Raw genomic sequence first — 20,184 nt, 5'->3', positions numbered from 1 at the left:
GGTTCTTCCATGACCCGACTGATCCTGTCGATACTGGCCGCATTCATCATTACCGCGGCGTTGTCAACCGGTGTCGATTTTGCGTTGGAAGCGGCCAAGATCTTTCCGCCGTACGGCGAACCCTTCACCGATACGGGGCTGGTGCTCCTGGCGAGCGCCTATCGCGCCGTGTTTCAAATATTCGGCGCCTATGTGGCAGCGATGATCGCGAGAGACAACGCGAAGAAATCTGTCTGGATCATCGGAATTCTTGGAACAATTTTCTGGCTTGCAGGTACGATTCTCAAGCCTCAGGCGGGACCGATCTGGTATGGAATACTCGGCGCTGCGCTGTCGCTTCCGACGACATTAACGGGGGGAAAGCTGTATGAAATTCGAACGAAGCGAACTTCGACGGCAGCGCCCAATTCGCGGGAGATTACCTCATAACTGCCATCTTTTTCACTTGTACATTTCTCCCTGCTATTAACCTGTAGAAGTACACACCGCTTGGCAATCCCGACGCGTTAAACGTCACCCGATAATGACCGGGCGACTGCACGTCACTCACCAGCATCCCGGCCTGTCTTCCGAGCAGATCATAAATGATCAGAGAGACCCGCGATCTCTCGCCGATCTCGTAGCCGATAAGAGTCGAAGGGTTGAACGGATTCGGATAATTTTGACCCAGGGCGAAATCCAAAGGCTTCAGAGTTTCATCGACTCCGGAAACACCCGCGAGCAGATTGTCATACCAAACATCGTCGATTGGAAAATTGAGGCTCCTCAACAACGGGCGCAAATCCTTGTCGAACGCATAGGACAACGCCGCTCCCATCAGAGTCGCGCGGAACGAGTCGGCCGCGGCCGTACTCTCCTGAGGAGCATACGCTTCCGACATCGACGTGTCAAACCGGCCCAGGAAACTCGTCAGGCGCTTCAGCGGTCCCCGGTAGCCGACTCCGAGCGATTCCGCCTGGGCACAGAATTCGTATGCGATCGTCATGAACGTTCCATAAGTTTCATCCGCCGGAGTCGCAGGATTGTTCCAGCTCGCAAATTTCCGGCCGCCTCCCAGATAATCCTCATATCCCTTCCGGACAACTCCAATCGATGAAATCAAACTCTGCTTGATATCGAACACGAGGTCGTTGCTCAATCCGTAAGCTTCGTATCCGTTCACGATCTCAAACCCGCAGCTGTGCTGAAATATCTGAGCCATGCTTTCCGAATAGATCGCGTTTGCGTTGCCGTCTATCTTCCCCCCGAAGAAATAGTTGCCGGGAAAGTTCAGAGTGAAATTGTGCCCCATCTCGTGAAAGAGGGAGGAATAATCCGGCGCCCCCGAGAGCATAGCATCCCCTGCTCCCAGGGCCACCGGGGTGGAGTACCAAATTGAGTATGCCCCTCCGGCGGATGGATCCCGTAGAACGTCCTGGTGGAAATCTCCGTCCGGAAGAAAGACATTGTCATTTATCAGGTCCATCTCAATGCTCGCAGCCGCTGATAAGACATACTCAAGCGACGGCCTTGGAATGGTTACGAAGAAACTGTCCCCGAAAAACGTAAGCGCGCTCGAGAAGCCATAGCCTTCCATCCGGCTCACGAGAGTCACCTGACTTGATGGAACATGCACTTCCGTCAGGCCGGGGAGCGCGACGGGGATGATCACCGGTGGAACAAATCGGGCCAGGCATTGGGCTGAGTCCGTGTTTCCCGTGGAATAGTGCGCAACAACCGTGACGATATGGTTGGCAGATCTCACCGCGTACGTGTGCACCTGGGGAAAAAATCCGGATGTCACCGTCCCGTCTCCCCATTTCCAGGTGAACGGCGTGCGTGGTCCCTGCAGATCGACTCCATTTACCCGTACCTGGCCTGTGACCGTGTCCACCGACTCCACCGAAACCGAGAGCGTATGAAGGGCGCCAAACAGATAGGGGCTATAATTGAACGAGGCGGGTTGACACCGTCCGGAAGATTGCCAGAGCAAGAGGAGGATGAAAACCGCACCCGCCGTGCCGACCCACCGTTTCAATCGCCGGTCCTGGGGCTGGAACAGAGGGCGATCAGATCGTGCAGTTGTGCGGATGCGAGACACATGCATGTGTCTGCGGCCCCATAGTAGATCTTGACTTCCTGATTCTTTTCAAGAATCATCCCTGTGGGGAACACGACGTTGTTCCTGTATCCTTCCGTCGTCTCGTAGAGGGCTTCCGGAGCGAGAAGCGGCTTCTTGCTCATGCCGACCACCTTCCGGGGATCAGCCAGATCCAGCAACATCACGCCCGCGGAATACCTCTTCTTCCATGTGAGCTCGAATCCGTCTCTCCCCCGCGTCGCGTCAAAGTCGCTCGCGTGAAAAACGGTCAGCCAGCCTTTCGAGGTCTTGACCGGCGGCGGTCCGGCGCCGAGCTTCTGATTTGAGAAGGGGACGTCCTCGACACCCAGGAGAAGTTCAGGATTTCCCCAGTAGACCAGATCGGGCGAATCGGATATCCAGATGTCGAACCGCTCCGGATATCCGGGCCTCCCGTAAATGGGAAACGGGCGCTCGAGCCGAACATACTTTCCACCGATCTTTTCCGGGAAGAGGACAAAATTCCTGTTATCCGGAGCGGCTACGGAAAGAACCTCGAACTTTTCAAAGTCGTCCGTCACGGCAATTCCTCCCCGTACCCCGTGCCGGGTATCCATCCCAAAGGTCATGTAACAGCGACCGTCGATGACCGTAAGTCTGGGGTCGTAGGTGTTGATGAACTCTCCTTTTTCCGCCCCGAAGGAACTATCAAAGCACGGCTTCGGCTCAACCTCCCACTCGATGCCGTCTTCGCTATGGGCCAACCCGAGCGAAACTCCCTCCCGGACGGTGTATTCGTCCGTCCGGATATCATTTCGGAAGACCATGACGTAGCGGCCCTTGAATCTGGTTACGCCGGCGTTGAGCACGAGGTCGGATTTGTACGGTACGTCGGCCGCTTTGAGGATCGGATTACTGGCGCATCGCGTGATGACCGGACTTGAGGTGAGCCGCCCGACCTGCGGTTCTTCGAAGAATTTCATCGCTGACCCCTTTTCTTTCCGCTCAGGTTGCGTTCCCGCCGCTCGGGCTCTTCGCTCCTCTGGACAGCTTCCAGAAGAAATAGGCGGGGGCCCCGCTGAGGACGATGACAACGCCGATGCCGGACTCCAGGGGCGCCCGGAAAAGTGTGTTGCCGACAACCGTGGCTGAGAGGAGAATGAAGAGGATCGGCGTGACCGGATATCCCCATACTTTATAAGGGCGGGGTGCATCCGGAAACTTCTTACGAAGGACGAAGATGCAATAGATGGCGATGCCAAGGAAGAGCCAATCCATGAAGACGACATAATTCATGATCTGCGCGAAGGTATCGCTGACGAGGACTATGACGGAAGCCCAGACGGCCTGCAATCCCAGTGAAACTGCGGGGGTCTTGTATTTGGGGTGGACCTTCGACAACGACTGAAAAAAGAGTCCGTCGTGGGACATCGCATAGTAGACACGGGGGGACACCATGATGATGGCGTTCGTTATCCCGAAAGAGGAGAGCATGACGAGCACCGAGACCATCGCTCCCCCCATCCGGCCCACGAGTTTTACCATGGTGTCCGAGGCGACAAACTTGGATGCCGCCATAGAGCCGACAGAGAGGACATTCACATACACGTAGTTCGTAAGGACATAAATGAGAACAACGATAATCGTTCCGATCAAAAGTGCAAGAGGGAGATTTCTTCTGGGGTTCTTGATCTCGCCGGCGACAAATCCGACGTTATACCAGCCGCCGTAGGTAAAAAGCGCAGAGACAAGGGCAAGGAGAAAGGTGCTCACAAAGGTCAGATCGACAGGAGCGTTGCCGCCGGTGAGCGGAAGAAAATTTTCGGTGTTCGCCGGGCTGAGTATCAGCCCTACTGCAATCAGCGCAAACAGCGCAATGATTTTGAACGCGGTGAAAAGGTTGAGGACGATGCTGCCGGGTTTGATCCCGATATAATTCACATACGTCAGGGTCAGGATCGTGAGTATCGCGATCGCCTTGATGAGCGCGGGCGCCATCGGAACAAAAAAACTGAGATACGTCACAAACGTAATCGCGACGAAGGCGATGGATCCCGAGGCAATCACCAGAAAAATTGTCCACCCGTACAGAAATGCGGCCAGGTTCCCCAGTCCCTCCTTCAAAAAAACGTAATGGCCCCCCGCACGAGGCATCAGAGCGCCCAATTCGCTATACGAAAGGGCGCCCGTAAACATCATCAACCCGCCCACCAGCCATATCAGGAGAACGAGACTTCCGCTATTCGGGAGGAGGGTCGCAGCGATCACCGCGGGAGCGATAAAAATGCCGCTTCCAATCGTATTTCCGACGACCACCATTACGGTGTCCCAGAGACCGAGCTCGCGCTTAAATTCGGTCTCCGTGGAGGTGAAATTATCGAGGATGTTTTGCCTTGATAATCCTGTCGAAGTCGTCTTCATGCCCTCGCCGGAAGCCTGGTTCATATCATTCACCCCCATTCTGATAGTCTTTCAGAATCCCATTTCTGAGCTCGAGCTGCCTTCTCGTCGCTCTCTCCGTCTCGACGACCGATGAATGTATGATCTTTCGCGTGCCAACCGGCAGGCGAAAGACTTTTTCCTTACCGAGCCTTGATACTTTTAATTCCAGGATGTCCCCCGGTTTCATCGTCCTCTCGACGTCGCGAAGCACCTGTTCGGAGGCAAGATCCCGCCCGTCTATGCTCAGGACATGATCGCCCTCGCGCAAGCCGGCTCCATATGCGCTTCCTGTTTTCAGAGGCCCCAGCACCTCGACTTTCCCTGTCAGCGTCCAACTGGGCTTCGTAGCGGTTGTCCACCATAACTTGCATCCGAGGTCGGTAGTGCTAACGCTGTCCACCCGCCATTTCAGGCCCGCGGCCGATAGAAGTGAATCATACGGAAATGACTTGGCCTTTTCGATATACTCGGTGAAAAATGGCCTGATATCCTTCTGGGCAACGGCGCTGCATATCATGCCGATCTGTTTTTCCCCCATCCCGCTCTCCCCTTCCCCGAACCAGACGTTCATGAACCGCATCACGTCGTCGAGTGAACGCCGGTTATCCGTGACGTCTCTTATTTTCAGGTCTATCATCCATCCCGGAAGGAGCCATACGCTCAATCCCTGCTGGACCTTGGGATTCCACACGTTCCAGCTGATATCTTCCCAGCTCAGCCAGCGATGCGCGGGGTTGTTTTCATATAAATCAATGATCTGAGCCAAATCTTTGTAAAAGTCCTCCTTCGTGATAAGTCCGCTCCTGGTAAGCACAACATCGGCGTAGTAAGCCGTGATGCCTTCGGAGAACCATACGGTCCGGGTGTGCACCGGTTTGGAATAATCGTAGACGTCGAACACCTTCGGATGAATCCGTTTTGCGTTCCACACATGGAAGAATTCGTGGGAGGTCGCCACTTTCAGCCAGGAATCATTCTTAAAGAATTCGGCCACCGGAGCGGAGATGGTCGTCGCATTGAGGTGTTCCAACCCGCCGGCGCCCCGCACGGCGGCATGATAGATTATCAGATACCGGTCTATCGGAGAGCCGCCCATGAGCTTGAATTCGGCCCCGACTATCGTTTGCAGCATGCCCGCAAGCTTGTCCATGTCGACGCTGTCGCTTCCCGCCAGAACCACCCCGACCCTGGTGGCATCGACCTGGAAATCTTTCCGTAGAAAATGACCCAGCTGGACGGGGCTGTCCACGAGGACATCGAAATCCGGAACAGTGTATCCATTCCCCTCCGGACCGGGTTTCATCGGCGTCGCAACCGCCCAATCCGCCGGAAAGTTGAATCTCACCGACTGTTCCACATTTCTCATGCCTCTTACTTGCGGAAATAGGGCCGCCCCGTTAAACCACCCGCAGACCGAGTCGAGGTAGGCCTGTGCAAATCCCAGGTTGGCGGCGGGGTCAATCGCCCTCACCCGATATTTAAGAATAACGACCCCCGCATTTTCCGATTCGATTACCCACCGGTTGACCGACACCTTCGTAACTGCCAGTCGGTGGAGTTTCCCGTCTTGAGCGGTCAGGCCTTCGACAAACTGGCCGTAGTTCCAGATCGTCGCATAACCCGGGGTCCATGCCGCCCAGTCCAATTCAGTTTTCTTCGACGGATGGCGAGTGAGACGACATTCCACCTCAAACACCTTCGGGCCGGGCTTCGGGACAGAAACAGTGAACTGAATCCGCGCGGTCTCCTTGCTCAACGCCATTGTGGCACAGACCCCGGCGAGGAGTGACAACCCCAGTTCACGTCCATGACCGGAGAAAATACGACGGAGAGATCCGAAGAGCCCCGCGCGTCCCCTTCCTGGAATGTTCATTTCTGCCCCGGCTCGTTAGTGAGATCGTGCTGAAGGCTCTTATACGCCCCGTCAAACACACCATCATCGACCGGGAAATCCCAGTGACGGAAATCATCACGCAGGTCTTTATGAGCCAACGCGCTGAAGAGCGCGGCGGTCAACGTCGACCGCGAGATGCGCAAATCAGCCGAGTCGTTTGCAACGCGCGAGTCGAGGACGGAAAGCGTCTCATTTTGAGGCCGCATGAGGCGGTAGAACTCTTTGAAGAAACCCCAGCCATGCGCGGCCCGCATTTCCAGAAACATTCCGTCTACGATATCCGGGTTTATCGCATGCAGGTCCGGTTTTAACTTGTACTTTTCCCATTGATCGATAAATCGCTTCCTGGTTTTCTCCCAATCCTTCCGTATGTCGGCCATGGCCTCTTTGGGAATTTCCCCGCTCACAGAATCGGACATGAACTGCTCATAGACAAACATCGCGGGCAGGGACGCCCAGGCTTCATAAAAAAGAATATTGAAAGGCAGAGGTCCCGGCGGCAACCCAACCGTCAGGGGATACAACTGTCTGAACCTTGCCGACGCGTTGCAGAAGTCGTGGCCCAGCTCGTGGAAATAGACAAACCAGGCCGGTTGTTTCCCCCACATTGCGGGCCCGAGATAGATCGGACTCCCTTCGATGGCAGCACCGCCATAGAAGGGATTGAAAATGTAACTCACAGAATCTCCGCAGAGCGGAACGATTCCTGAAAGCTCCTTCTCCAGCCGATAGGCCTCATCGGCGACGAGAATCAGCTTGTTGTCCCTGAGAACCGGCTCGAACGAGGAGGGGTACGTAAATGCAGACCGGTTACCCTTCGCGCTGCTCAGGCCGACAAGCGAGTCGCGGCGGACCTCAAAAGAAGCGAACCCCGAGTCCGGTGCCGCATCAACATAGTTCTTCCCATAGAACACGCGCGCGGACCATTCCAGCGACGACCAGGAGGAGCCCTCAAGCGAGAATCGAACCCACAATTTGTTCTGTGTCAGCTTCCAATCGAACACTCTGGAGGTCTCGCGCGGTGTTTCCGATCCTTCATGGTAGAGATACGTGTTCATACTGAACCAGGGGGAACCGTCCCAATGAGACAAATCGAACCTGATGATTTGCCGGGATGGGAGTTTCCGGCGGTCCATACCTCGTGCAATCCGGGGATCCGGACGCAAGACAAACTCGAACGCGCATGAATCTCCCGCCCGGTGAGGAATTTCCGCGGCGGTCTGCAATTCAAGCGTGAGAAGGGCTCCGCTTTGGCCGATCGATTCGGCGACGACATCCACCCAGGGAGGGAGGGCCGGTGACACATCTCCACGGGTATCCTTCATTAGTTGCGCGTCGCAAACTTCCCACATCAGGGAAAACAGAACTGCGGCTGCGGCGAGGGCTCTCATTCCAACTCACTCAATTCCAGCTTCAGCGAGCGGATCGCGTTGTTCCGGAAGATTCCCCGGAGGATGCGTTCGGCATCATCGCAGGACAACGATCCGATGCCGACTTTCTCGCTCAGAACTTCCACAACGGCTCTCCTGGCCATCAACCAGTGGCCGTGAACGCACTCCGCCCTGTGGGCATCTCCGCCCCACATCAGTTTGTTGTTGGGGACCAGATCGAGCCAGGAATGAAGAAACTGCTTCGTAAGCGTGAATGAGATCCACGGCAACCAGCAGAAATCCAGGAAGACGTTGGGGAAGGCCTTGGCAAGAACTCCGGTCTCATCGGCGAAAGGATATCCCCCGTGAAAGAGCATGAACCGGCATGCGGGGTACCGGAGGAAGACCCGGTTTAATCCCGCCGGGTTGGAATCATTCAACCTCACGGTATTCCAGGCGAGAAGACCGGTGTGGATCTGGATTGGCAGGTCCAATGCTATCGCTTTCCGGACAACAACGTGGAACATGAAATCCTCGACCGTTTTTTGCCTGCGCGGGTCAGGCTCAGCGCGTTGCCCAAATGCCCGTCTCGCATCGGCTTCAGAAACTTCCTCGTAGTCAAACCCCCTGTAGTAAGGAGTGACCGTCTTGAGCGCCACGGCGCCGTTGGTCTTAAACCCTTCAAGCTTTGAACCGACGAAACCCAGATAATCGTCGAAGTCCGTTATCAGGATGCCGTCCATCGAGCGTATCCTTTCCCCTCCGGCTTGAGAAGCCCCATACAGCAGGTAGTCGAATTTTATGGAGGGCAGGAAGAGGGAGGGATTCATGTTGAAACCATCCACGTCGTTTATCGCTTTTTCTATGTGCGTCTGTTCTTTGAGTATCCTTTCGGGCCACAGGGGGTCCTCATAGGCCTTCTTGATCGCCTCGTTAAGACCCCTCCAATTCGTATCGTCAATCGTCTTGATGTCGGTTTTGTAGACGGATCGAAGCCCCTCGACAATTCCTCTGTAGTAACCGGTGTTGACCACATTTGGGAGGTATCTTCTTACAATTTCCCATTTCCGCTCTTCATCGTTCTCCCCGGGATCCCACCCTGAGGGCGGCATCCCTGACGAAACAAGATCCGACCACAAGTAGAACGTGTTCCGGATGATGTCGAACAAATCCGCCTTTGGATATTGTTTGGCGGGAGTCCGTTCCATGTGCTCGTGCGTGTCGAGCAGCGGGAGCGCATCCGCCGCGCTATAGAGTCTCTTTTCTACGTCGTTCATCTGAGTTTTGATTGCACTACCGCTCTGAATCCGTGGAAGGGCATGGGGGGCCCGGGGCGGCACACGCGTGCGATTTGCCGGCCCTCACGGGGTTCTTTGCGGAGCACTCGCGGCTGAAGAGAGATCTGTCCGCCTGGAATGAGGAACCGATCTGCGCACCGGAGGGTTGCGTCAGGAGCCCACCTTGACGACGACTTTAATGGTCTCTTGATGAGAGTCCCTGCAGAGCTTGAGCCCGCGTTCAAGATCCGTGAGAGGTAAAGAGTGCGTAATCATCTCGTTCACTTTGAGCCTGCCCGATGCGACGAGCCCCTCCCCAAATCTAATAAGACGTCTGGAGATGTCAAAACCGGGTTCAAATCCGCGCATCGTGTAATTCTCGTTGCTGAGCCTCCTGATATTCACAGGCTGATCCTCGGTTGGGTGCCCGAACACCTGATAAATCCCGCCGCGCCTCAGAAGAGAGAGTCCCAGGTCGATGGCGTTTCCCTTTTTCCAGCGATGGTTTCCCATCGCATCAATGACAAAATCAACCTGTCCGAGGGTCTTTCTCATCTCTTCGAAGGCTGTTTGCTGGTCCTTCCCCAACAGGTTGAAAACGAAGTCTGCGCCCAGCTCCGACGACTTCCGCAACCTGAAATCAAAGACGTCGACCGCGCCGACAACCGCCGCCCCGAACAGTTTTGCTTCCTGCATGAGCAAGAGCCCCGTCGGCCCCTGTCCGAACACGACAACCACGTCGCCAATTTGCATACCGTTGTTATACATGCACCGGAGGGTGCCTCCGACCACCTCCATGACGGGCGCCGCCTTCTCGTCGAACGTATCGCTGAGTTTGACCGAAGCGAGCTTGTTAATCTTTACGGCGTTATACTCGCCGAATGCCCCGCTCATTTTCACCCAAAACGAGACCCGGTCGCCGAGACTCCACCCGTCGACTTCTTTCCCGATTTCAACGATCGATCCCGAGCATTCATGGCCGAGAACATGCGGATAGGGAGGGCAGGCCTCGGCCGGAAACGTGCCCTGCCAGATATGCACGTCGGTGGCGTTGCAAATCGAAGAATACCCCACCTTCAGAATGACTTCATCGGGGGCGCAGGACGGATCGGGCACGTCCTTGATGTGCAATTCTCCCGGCGATTCAATAATTGCTGCCTTCATTTTTCCGTCCATTCATGTGATTTTGGCTGGTGGGCCTTCACATACTCGAGTGCGTCCCGGAATGTCTCGACCAGAATGTCCGGGGGCACGTGGGGTTCCAAACAGATGTATCCATCGTAGCCGCCGGCCGAAAGCGCTTTGAGAAGGTTCTCAATATTGACGGCTCCCTCGCCCAAGGGGCAGCAAACATAATCTCCCGATTTGTCTTTCCATAAAAAATCATCCGGCGGAACCGGATGAATCCGGGGATCATACTTCATTCCGTTCTTTAAGTGCACATAGCCGATCCGCTCTTTGATCAGATGGTACGCGTACGGATACGCTTCCTCCCCCGCGAAGTAGAAATTGCACGGATCATAGGTAAGCTTGAACAGGGGCGAGCCGACGGCTTTGGCGATATCCAACACCGCCAGAGCCCGTCTTGTCGGATCGGTTCCGGTGACGTCAAACTCGTTCTCCAGGGTGATCCCGATCCCGGCTTTCTCAGCGTCTTCAAGACAGGGAGCGATGTTCGTTTTGTATCGCTGAACCGCCTCCTCCGGGGACCTTGAGGGATTCGCCCCAAAGTAGGTGTTGACCGAAGAGGCCCCCAGCCGCTTTGCGGCGAAGATGCTTTGACTGATGAGCTCCTGGCGCTCTTTTACATCGCCCGGAAGATTCATTTGCGTCCAGGTCGATACCACCACAGCCCGGAGATCCCGGCTCGAGAGTTCCTTCTCGACGAGCGAGAGCTCCTCCAGCTTGAAATTATGCGGCAACCAGAGCTCGAGATTCTTCACCTCAAGTTGATCCGCAACATCGAGGAGCTCCTTGAGGGGTCTGTGAGGAAACTCGGTTCCAGAAATCGCTATCCGGTCTGTCATTGCTTTACGTTCTCGTGTCCCCGTCTCTCTTCGTCTTTATAGGGAGAGAGTAATTTGAAATTGTTCCCGATATCCAAAGTCCTTCATTTGCACCGCGGCAAAACTAAAGCCCACAACCGAGCCCCCCACTGAAGCGTGAACGCTCGCCCCGACGGTCAAACCGTAGATATCGGTATGAAATCTGTACCCCATCATTGCCGAATAGAGATTGAGGTAGGTATATTCACCCGCCAGGTTGTATGTTTCACCGTTGTCGTTGAAGTATTCCAGGTTTCCAAGAACCGTCGCCCGGTGAAATTCGTTTTTCAGGAAATCGTATCCTGCCCCGGCCGAGAAGGAGGTCGGCAGGGAGACCGGTCTCGGGACCAGACCAACCTGCACCGTGGAGGTCTGCCAGTCGGGATATAATTGCTGGAGGGATTGGAGCTGGGCGCCTGAAATCTGTTTGTTCGCCCCGAAGTCCTTGATGACCATGCCGAGATGGAGCCGGTCGTTGTCATAAGCGAGCCCCAGATCGAAGGCCCATCCGTCGCTCACCAGGTCCCAGATTTGCTCATTGACATATTTCGCCGTTATTCCTGCGCTCACCCAATCCGTGATGCGCCTTGCATAGGAAGCGCTCAGGGCAAGGTCCCCGGCTGTGAAGGACCTCCCTGTCCCCTGCGGCTGATCCACCGTCGTTTCGTCCATTTGACCGAGGGCGACAATGTTCGCGCTGAAGCCGGCGAAATTGTTGTCTCCGAGGGGAAGAGAGACCGCAAGAAAATCCTGCTTGATGGAGGCGAACCAGGAATTGTAAAAGAAGAGGGCGCTCCGCTGTTCGTCTTTCGTTATGCCCGCAACATTCCAGAAGACGGCCTCGGGGCCGCTGACGGTGGCTGTCCCTGCGCCTGCTAGGGCCGTCTCGTGTGCTCCCACACCGATTTTCAGGAACTGGAAGCCCGATGTGCCGGCGTTGCTGCTGATCTGGCCCAGCGCCGGTGAAGCGATCGAAAGGAGCGTTGCCAGGGATATGGTGATGGTTCGAGCGCGCATCATCGGATCACCGCAAACCGGCCGGTCGTGGTGCCAAACGGCGAGGTGACATAGTAGACGTACACTCCCGTGGCGATTTTCTGATTGTTTCGAGTCTGGAAATTCCAATAGGCGGTGCCGGCCGACTGGTTTGTAAAGCCGCCCGGATAAGGACTGGAATGTTCTATCGTTTGCAGCAGATCCCCCGCCACGGTATAGATCCTGATCGTACATTCGCTGGGGAGGTTGATAAACTCGATTTTCTGATAATCATTGTCGAGATCCCAGGGAGCGCGCACGAGGTAGGGGTTTGGAACGACCTTGACAACAGAGAGATCGGTTTGATAGTTAACCTTGCTTCCATTCACCGTAAAAGTCACCACGTCCCCCGAATGCGGAGACGAGTAGCCGGAAAAAGCGACGAAAAGAGAATCCCCCGCCTGTATCGTGTGATGCACGTCCTGCACGAATATGAATCCGCCCGGAAGATAGAATTTGAAGCCGTTGGCCGAGGGATCCGGATTGCGTTTGAAACCCGGAGGGCTGTTCGACCACGTCCAGGAGGTATCACCGGTCTGGGGATCGACGGCGGGGGTGCCGACATAATTAGCGACCCCGTAGTCATACCCGAGGGTCCTCAGCGAAAATCCGAGCTGTACCCCCGCCGTCATATCGTAGACGTTCACAATCAGCGGGGTCACAAAATATATCAAGTAGGTGTGCGCCAGGAAGAAGGATGCGAGAGGCGGCTGACGGATGATCGCCGTCTGCGCGGTAAAATAGTCGCCGGTGAAGTCGGTGGCGGCTGTCAACACCGTTTGAGGCCTGGGCGACCTAAAGGATGCGGATTCGATGTCATTTCCCACCAGGACCGGTCCGGTAAACTTGAGCTCCATTCCATTGAAGAAATCCGAGGCGACCGTCGCGGGGGGCTCCGTAATCGGAAAATTCATCGTCGTCGCGACGGTGTCTCCCGTCGAAGCATCCACGACATAGATATTCGGGCCCTGAACTGCCGAAGCCAGATCGATCCGAATATCGGGGGGGCTTCCAAATTCAAGTTTGTAGGGCCCGCTCTTCACTTTGTCAACCACGAGGAAATCTGCGGCCACGGTCAGCCGCAAGCTCCCTGAGTCCCTTGAACTCACGTGATAGTTGCTCAAACCGGGCGTGGTATAATTAGAAGCGGGTGGTTGGGGAACCGCGGCGTTGAAATTCACTCCGAAGATCATGCCTGTCTCCAACGGGGCAACGACCTCATAAGCGATATCACCGTAATGGCCGGGAGGATATTCTCCCCTGGCATACGCAGTGACGCTATAGAATACATTCTTGCCGTCCGTGAGCCCCCGGTCTATGTAGGAATGCGCCAGCCCCGAGTTCCTGCCGATCGGTCTTCCCAGGTCATCGCGATCGACCAGATCCCAGTCGCCCAGAAGCTGGAACGTGCCGTTCACCCCGGACGTACTCTTATAGAGCCGATAGCCCTCGAAGTTATGCGGATCTGTGTTGGGCAACGCAGTGACCGGTTCTACGCTTTGTTCGCTGGAAGCATCCCACGTTACGACCATCTTCCCGTCCTCGGGGAGCAGCGTCAGGTGTGGAAGGCTGGGCGGTTGAGGAAAGAGGAAGTCGTGATGGTAAATGTAAACCGCGTTGGAAGCGACTTTCCTGAGCTGGTTGGGATAGACAGCCGCGGTGCCCTTGAGGGACGCGTCGAAATACCAGTCGGGCTCCGCGAAACATACGGCCATGATGAATTGGACCGAGTCCCCGTAGGCGAGTGTAAACGGACCGTTGCTCATCAACATTCGTTTATCCCCCGGCTCGCCGTCGACGGTATCCCTTTGGCCCGACGCCAGGAGATCGTACCATTGTTCGTCGTTATTGGGGCTGAGTTCGCTCGACCACCGGACGTAGGAATGCAATACCCCCTCGCCGGTTGCGGTGTCTTTGACGGGCCCGTCAAGAAACTGCACGCCCACCAAACCGGGAGGGTACGGCAACGTCAGTTCATAGGCTGAAAGTTGGGCCGCGCTGTAGAGAAAACCAAAGTTCAGATCAGGAAACGCGCCGCAGAAGTCATTCGTCGGATCGCCGATATCGGCATCGATCGCAGTCCCGATGTACGCGTTTTGCCAGGTTTTATGGTCCGGACGGATATTCTTTATCGTGTATTTGAAAAATACAATGTCCTGAACGTCGCGAAAACTGCTGCTCCAGGAATACGTTTGTGTGGTGACGAGCGCGCCCAGAGGAAGCGCTCCTGCGAATTTATGCGACGGGTCGAGGTCGTTACACTGGCTCCACGAATCCATCTGCGAGATCGCTTTCGCAGTACCGTCCGAATTATATCCAAAAGGCCAGGGGGGAAGATTGGGATCGGGATAATCGCTGCTGAGGTAAACCCTCTTCGTAGGGTCCGAATACCCGGGTTCGTTTGGCGGCGCGCCGGGAACCATCTCTGTCTGAATATTTGTGGGATTGTAGCCGATCGCAACCGATTTGACGCTGTCGACCAGCGCTCCGACCCAGACTCCTCCGCCAAAAATATATCCGCACTTTGTCCCTTGCGGCCACCTGGTGCCTCCGGGAACATTGTACGCCGGATCATATCCAAACCGGCCGTCGTTCGTGATCGGCATTTCGTAGCGTCCGTAGATGTACTTCAGGGTGTAGATGTCGATTTGATCCGTAACGGGCTTCTTCTTCGCGCCACCGGAAGCTTCCCGGGACGCCGGAAGAATGGAAGCGATAGCGAGGAGCATTAGCCCCCGGGAAAGCGCGATGTTCAGACGGGCGACCCGGCTCTTGCGGGGATTTTCACCGCCCGGTTTTCTCTCTTGAGGGTTCATTCCAGACTCAATTCGATTCCAAAGAGCGCCCTTCTGGGTAGGGCGTAATTCGGCATGAAACCAAGCATATCCTGCTGGAGCCTTTGGTAGGCGGCAAACCTTTCCTGTGGTGAGAGGATCCCGTCATGATTTGAATCCGCCACTTTTGAATAGAGGGGGCTCGTTGACGGATATGACTCCGGAGAGATGGCGCCGGGCGTGATCAGGTACATCGGACTGTCCGCATTTCCGGATCCCTTGAAAACGGCGAACGGTGTATTCAGGTTGAACACGTTGTAGATGTTTGCGAAGATTCCGATCTTGATTCCGCTCCAGCCGAGAAAGTCCTTGTGGATTCTCATGTCAAAACTGGCCGTGGCCGGGAAGCTCGCGGAGTTGTACTGATCGCTCGTCAGGGTCATGAAAAAAGACGTGAGCGGCGTGTAGGGCGTGCCGCTCTGATAGTTACCCGTCAGATTGATTCCAAACCCGGAAAGCACTTTGCTTCCGAACAAGTCCGGACCTTCCCCGATAGGGACGTTGAAGTCGAGCACCAGATTGACCACATGTCGCCGGTCAAAAGCCATCGGCCTCAAATCCTCCGGATAGAGCGGCTGATAGCCGAGAGACTTCGCAAATGTCGCTGCGGTGATGGGATAGCGGGAGAGTTCCGAGACGTCTGACGAGGTGCCGTTGGCGTACGACAGAGTGTAGTTGAGAGTTCCCGAGACCCAGTCGCCGTACCTCTTCCTCAACGACAGTTCCGCGCCGTAGGAATTTCCGTATTCCTTGTTCTGATCCTGAAAGAACCATCTCAGGTTCGGACCCAGGACTTCCCGGTACCCCTCAAGATAAAACATACTCTTGTTAAATGCGGTGGCATCGAACGCCAGGTCGTCCCTCAACAGCCAGGAGAGCCCCAGTTCGTAAGAGGTGGTCCTCTGGGCGGCGATGTTCGGATTCCCCTGGTTCACGTCGGCCTGGTTGAAATTGTTCCAGAGGTGGCTGAACATGCTCGTCATGGAGGGGCGCGAAAAGAATTGTCCGTAGTTAAACCGCAAGACAATGCGGTCTGTGATCGGGAATGCAATGCCGACCCGCGGGCTCAATTGAGACTCCGGTTCCGAAAAGGCTCTCGCTTGAAGAAATGGATCCGCCTGGGAAGGATCGATCGGGTTTATCCTATACTCCGTCCGGGCGTTGTAGTGATCGTAGCGCAGGCCCAGATTGATGTACATCCCCTGATAGCGCAACTGGTACTGCACATAGGCGGCGGTTGTGATCGGAGTATACCCGGTCCCGAGATCGTTGCCGTCCGTCACCGAGAGTCCGGACCCGCCCGGTGATTTCTCGTAGAAGTCGATCACCGGATAGCTTACCCCGACGCCGTTAAACGTCCCCATGCCGCCTATCACGAACCTGTTGACCCGTTGTTGAACAATTTCGAACCCCGCTTTCAATTCATGGTCAGTCGAAAACTGCGTCGTCAGATCGAAGCGCGCCGATAATTGTCTGTTCTTATCGTGTTCGTAGAAATCGTTGTCGCCGGCATAGACAAAATTCTGGAAATAATCCGCATCGATGGTGTTCAGGATTCCGCCGGGGACCCCGTACGGGTTGTTCACCGAGACGGAGTCTCCGCTCCGCACCGCGAGCACATCCGCCGGTCCCTGGCTGTCCCTCCATTGCCACTTCGAATAAGTGCCGGGGTTCCCGGGAATGTGATAATCGGTATTCAGGAAGGGCGTCCGAAACTTGAAATCCTGCGTCCAGGGCGTTGAAATTCCGATTTGATTGCCCGACCACTGGCTTCTGTCCAACTCACCCTGAATATGATCATAGTCGAGGTAGCCGACCGTCAGCGTGTAAAACGCCTTATCACTCACCGTGTGATCCAGGGAGGCCGCAACATATCTCGCCTTGTCAAATGTCGCTCCCAACCGGTCCAGCTGGTTGGGGTCGGAACCGAACTGCCAGTAGGGGCTGTAATTCTGCGACTGATTCCTGTCGAGCGAGCCCAACAGATGCAGCTCGATGCTGCTCCCGACCGGAACCTTCAGCTTCGCGTTCAGCTTGTAGTTCTGTGCGCCGGCGTGAGGCGCCCTCCCGAGGTTCGTCCCATCCGGAGCGATGACCTCCCTTCTCGTATGGAGATCCTGTGTATTCAGGTAACCGGTCAGGAAAAAGTGCACCGGTTCGATGAGCGGTCCCCCGAAGGTTGCGTCCCAGATGTTCTGGTTGTTGTAGAGCTGCGTTGAGGTCAGGGGTTTGTCGGTCATGTACCGGAGTGAGCCGCCCAGCCTGGGCCCCCCGTCCTTTGTGGTCACATTCATGATCCCGCCCAGCGCATTTCCGTACTCGGCAGAAAAGCCGCCGGTCTGCACGGACACGTCCTGAACGGCATCCTTATTGATGTCTATCATCAGGGTGTTGTTGATGGGATTGGTCACCGGTATTCCGTCGACGATGTACTGTACCTCGGTCGCCCTCGCCCCCCGCACGTAAAACTGCCCGTTGAATGTGGAGACTCCGGGAAGCGTGCTCAGCGTCGACTGAATCGATTCGGTGGGCCGGTTCTTAATGTCCTGCGCCGAGACCGTTACCTGGGAGGCGGAGACATCCTGCCGAATGAGGGGAACCCTTGCGACTTCGACAAGCGTCACCGGTATATCGACGGCGCTTTCTTCAAGGTCGACGTTGATCTCCGACGCATTGTCCTGAACAACCGTCACATTCTTCACCTCGATCCCCGAATAGCCGACATAACTCACCTTGACCGAGTAGACGTTCGGAGGGACTTTGAGGATGACGTATTCTCCCTTGACGTCCGTGAGCGCTCCCAGGTTTGTCCCCTCCACGCGGACGATCGCTCCGACAAGGGGCTCGTGCGATTTCTTGTCCCTCACGAGGCCTCTTATTCTTCCGTAGATGTCGGCGTAGGCAGTATCGCCCAGCGAGACCGCCAATGAGGCAAACAGGAGGATGAGAGTCCAACGTTTCGTCTTAGATCCCATTCGTGTGCTTTTTCGGAGAGATCCCATGGGTTGTGAAAAATGGACTTTGTGGGCGGAGGGAGAGCACCGCCCACATCGTCCGTTCCCCGGAGGCACCGGGAGTTGCCGGCCGGGGAATGTTACTTAATCAGGAGTGATTTCCTCACCGCCGAATAAGGTCCGGCCTGTACCCTGACCATATAGAGCCCGGAGGGATATGCCGATCCGTCCCACGTCGCCCGGTAGGTACCGGCGCCCATCGTTTTGTCGACGAGCGTTTCAACGGACCTGCCAAGGAAATCGTATATCTGAATTTTTACATCGAGCTGTTTCGGCAGGGTAAATGTTATCACAGTGCTGGGATTGAAAGGATTTGGATAGTTCTGACTCACCTCGAACGTCCGGGGTTTGGCGCCCAACACTTCATGAACGCCGGTTGCAAACCCCGCGAACACCGTCTTTGAGTGCGCGTAGACTGAATCATCCGTGGGATAATTCGTAATCGCTTTCAGAGCGGTATAGATATCCCCCCCGGTGATCGCGTCTATGGCTCCCGCCTGTGAACTGGCGATATTCTGATACCAGAACTTGCGTGTGCTGTCCGGTGAGTTGTAGCTCATGCCATCTATCAGGATCGGCTTGACCAGGGCTCCCAGAGCGTCTCCGGCCGTCGTATCCGTCGGCAACAGGATTGTCGCCGGAAAGGAATTCCACATGCTCATCGTCCAGCTCAAATTCGTCCCGACTTTGCTGATAAGGAATCCCGTCATGATCTGGGGATTCAGGTCGAACGCATCTCCCGAGAAGGAAGAATAGGCGGCCTGAGCCTGTGACACCTCGGACGCCGCCGCCGCCTGCAGGTTCGGATCCGTGGATTGAGATCCCAGGTAGGCCGTCAGGAGGTTGAGGTATGCGTTGCCCAGAAGGGCCTTGAAGGTCTGCTGATGGTTTATCGCCCAGAGCAATCCGTGGTTGTAATCGTACGTCGTGTCGAACCACGCCTGAGTCGAACCCGCAATCGGTCTCGCCGTGCCGGGCTGAGTCTGGAACATTATTCTGTAGCCCGCCTTGAGTTCCGATACGGTCTGAAACACCGCGCCCTGAAGCATCGCCCAATAATTCGGGGTCGGAGTCCAGTCGCCGCCCGGTATATACGTCGTGAACGTGTTGTACGGCTTCCCGTTATACGTGAATACGGGGTACTCGGTAAACGGGTTGTAGGTGACGGTATACTTGATGTTCTCACTGATGGGCCCGATCGAGGAGCTGACGATCCCGACGACATTATCCAGTGTTCCGATAATATTGAGCGAATCTGCCGTCGGTTTGTAAGGATGTGGAATCTTCAATTTGCTCGAGACGCCTTGAATTGTGTCAAGGGGTGTCACCGCGCCCGGATTGAAAGAATAGAGCCCCACGCTGTCAACCTGGTCTCCCGGATTATAGGGATCCGTCCAGATATAGCCGGTGAGCCAATAGCCGTTCACATCAAACGAAATATCGGACAAGCCGAGACCTATCAGGCTCATTTTATACTCAAGCGCCGAATCCCCGACCACGCGTGCCGGCGTCGTGGCGGTGAACCGGAAGCTCTGATTGGCATCGTTCCAGAGTCCGAAGACCTCCATCATCCAGGTCCCGATGCCCGCCCAATCATTGAAGGTGAGGTTGGTCTCCGAGCCGACCCGTCCGCCTCCTTGTTGCCCCGTGCCGAAATTGTCGTCGAAATCGATGAAGAACGTATTTCCCGCGTGAATCGCAGGGCGGCTGCTCACAGGTCCGACGAAGTTAATCCGGACGGTCAGGCTGTCCCCATCCTGATAAAAACAAAGTGATTTATAAGCCGCCCATCCCGGAAGGGCCGCCCTGGTTGGATTGGATGGCTGCGGAATGCACGACTCCTGCGCCCGGCCGATTGTGACCGACATGCACAGGGATGCCAAGACGAACAACATATATCGCTTTTCCATGCTGCTTGACCCTTTCGTGGTTTATTCGGTTGATGAATAACGCGTGAAAATTTCTCTGAGTACCGCAGCGCGTTGCAATATGCATGCCACAGACCGCGTTCCGAAAATGTCGTGATTCCCGTTCATATCTCATACGCACCCGGACCGCAGCGCCGGCGATTTCAAAATGAATTTCACTCTTCCAAAAATGAAATTGCCGTGAGGGGAAGCGCGTGTACTTGACATCGTCGCACACCCGCCTTATATTGAAGAGAGCCAGCCAACATTTCATCCGGTACCCTGATCGAACTTTCGTTCCCCTTTT

At 55.5% G+C, this 20,184-nt stretch carries 13 protein-coding genes; 1 reads left to right on the top strand and 12 read right to left on the bottom strand.

Annotated elements, in window-relative coordinates; genetic code table 11:
- Positions 1-9 precede the first annotated feature (9 nt).
- Positions 10-429 (top strand): hypothetical protein, encoded by a 420-nt coding sequence (locus VI215_04795; GenBank protein ID HEY6191629.1) that lies wholly within the window; start codon positions 10-12, stop codon positions 427-429.
- On the opposite strand, the gene VI215_04790 is transcribed toward VI215_04795, so the two are convergent.
- The 12 genes from VI215_04790 to VI215_04735 form a co-directional block, all read right to left on the bottom strand.
- The gene (locus VI215_04790; protein HEY6191628.1) at positions 419-2,017 is read right to left on the bottom strand and encodes a T9SS type A sorting domain-containing protein; all 1,599 of its coding nucleotides are present in this window, start codon (positions 2,015-2,017) and stop codon (positions 419-421) included. The genes VI215_04795 and VI215_04790 overlap by 11 nt on opposite strands.
- A complete protein-coding gene (locus VI215_04785) occupies positions 2,014-3,042 on the bottom strand; it encodes a glycoside hydrolase family 130 protein (GenBank protein HEY6191627.1) in 1,029 nt (342 codons plus the stop codon). Before VI215_04785 ends, VI215_04790 begins: the two co-directional genes overlap by 4 nt.
- A gap of 22 nt (positions 3,043-3,064) precedes the next feature.
- Complete coding sequence (locus tag VI215_04780) at positions 3,065-4,504, bottom strand: amino acid permease (protein HEY6191626.1); 1,440 nt, start codon at positions 4,502-4,504, stop codon at positions 3,065-3,067.
- A gap of 1 nt (position 4,505) precedes the next feature.
- Complete coding sequence (locus VI215_04775) at positions 4,506-6,263, bottom strand: PDZ domain-containing protein (GenBank protein ID HEY6191625.1); 1,758 nt, start codon at positions 6,261-6,263, stop codon at positions 4,506-4,508.
- A 107-nt stretch (positions 6,264-6,370) separates the two neighbouring features.
- Positions 6,371-7,786 (bottom strand): hypothetical protein, encoded by a 1,416-nt coding sequence (locus VI215_04770; GenBank protein HEY6191624.1) that lies wholly within the window; start codon positions 7,784-7,786, stop codon positions 6,371-6,373.
- Positions 7,783-9,042 (bottom strand): amidohydrolase family protein, encoded by a 1,260-nt coding sequence (locus VI215_04765; protein HEY6191623.1) that lies wholly within the window; start codon positions 9,040-9,042, stop codon positions 7,783-7,785. The genes VI215_04770 and VI215_04765 overlap by 4 nt, the downstream gene beginning before the upstream one ends.
- A 171-nt stretch (positions 9,043-9,213) precedes the next feature.
- A complete protein-coding gene (locus tag VI215_04760) occupies positions 9,214-10,206 on the bottom strand; it encodes a zinc-binding dehydrogenase (GenBank protein HEY6191622.1) in 993 nt (330 codons plus the stop codon).
- Entirely contained in the window at positions 10,203-11,069 is an 867-nt protein-coding gene (locus VI215_04755) for a sugar phosphate isomerase/epimerase (protein ID HEY6191621.1), read from the bottom strand. The genes VI215_04760 and VI215_04755 overlap by 4 nt, the downstream gene beginning before the upstream one ends.
- A 36-nt stretch (positions 11,070-11,105) precedes the next feature.
- Entirely contained in the window at positions 11,106-12,107 is a 1,002-nt protein-coding gene (locus VI215_04750; protein HEY6191620.1) for a PorV/PorQ family protein, read from the bottom strand.
- The gene (locus VI215_04745; GenBank protein HEY6191619.1) at positions 12,104-14,938 is read right to left on the bottom strand and encodes a hypothetical protein; all 2,835 of its coding nucleotides are present in this window, start codon (positions 14,936-14,938) and stop codon (positions 12,104-12,106) included. The genes VI215_04750 and VI215_04745 overlap by 4 nt, the downstream gene beginning before the upstream one ends.
- Positions 14,935-17,931, bottom strand: coding sequence for a TonB-dependent receptor (locus tag VI215_04740; protein ID HEY6191618.1), 2,997 nt, complete (start codon positions 17,929-17,931; stop codon positions 14,935-14,937). Before VI215_04740 ends, VI215_04745 begins: the two co-directional genes overlap by 4 nt.
- A gap of 119 nt (positions 17,932-18,050) precedes the next feature.
- Positions 18,051-19,865 carry a T9SS type A sorting domain-containing protein gene (locus VI215_04735; GenBank protein ID HEY6191617.1) on the bottom strand — a complete coding sequence of 605 codons (1,815 nt, stop codon included), beginning with the start codon at positions 19,863-19,865 and terminating at the stop codon, positions 18,051-18,053.
- Positions 19,866-20,184 lie beyond the last annotated feature (319 nt).

This window comes from Bacteroidota bacterium (assembly GCA_036522515.1).
Lineage (GTDB): Bacteria > Bacteroidota > Ignavibacteria > UBA10030 > SZUA-254 > VBOC01.
The sequence above is the reverse complement of the archived record's forward strand: the minus strand, read 5'-3'. Positions and strand labels throughout refer to the sequence as shown.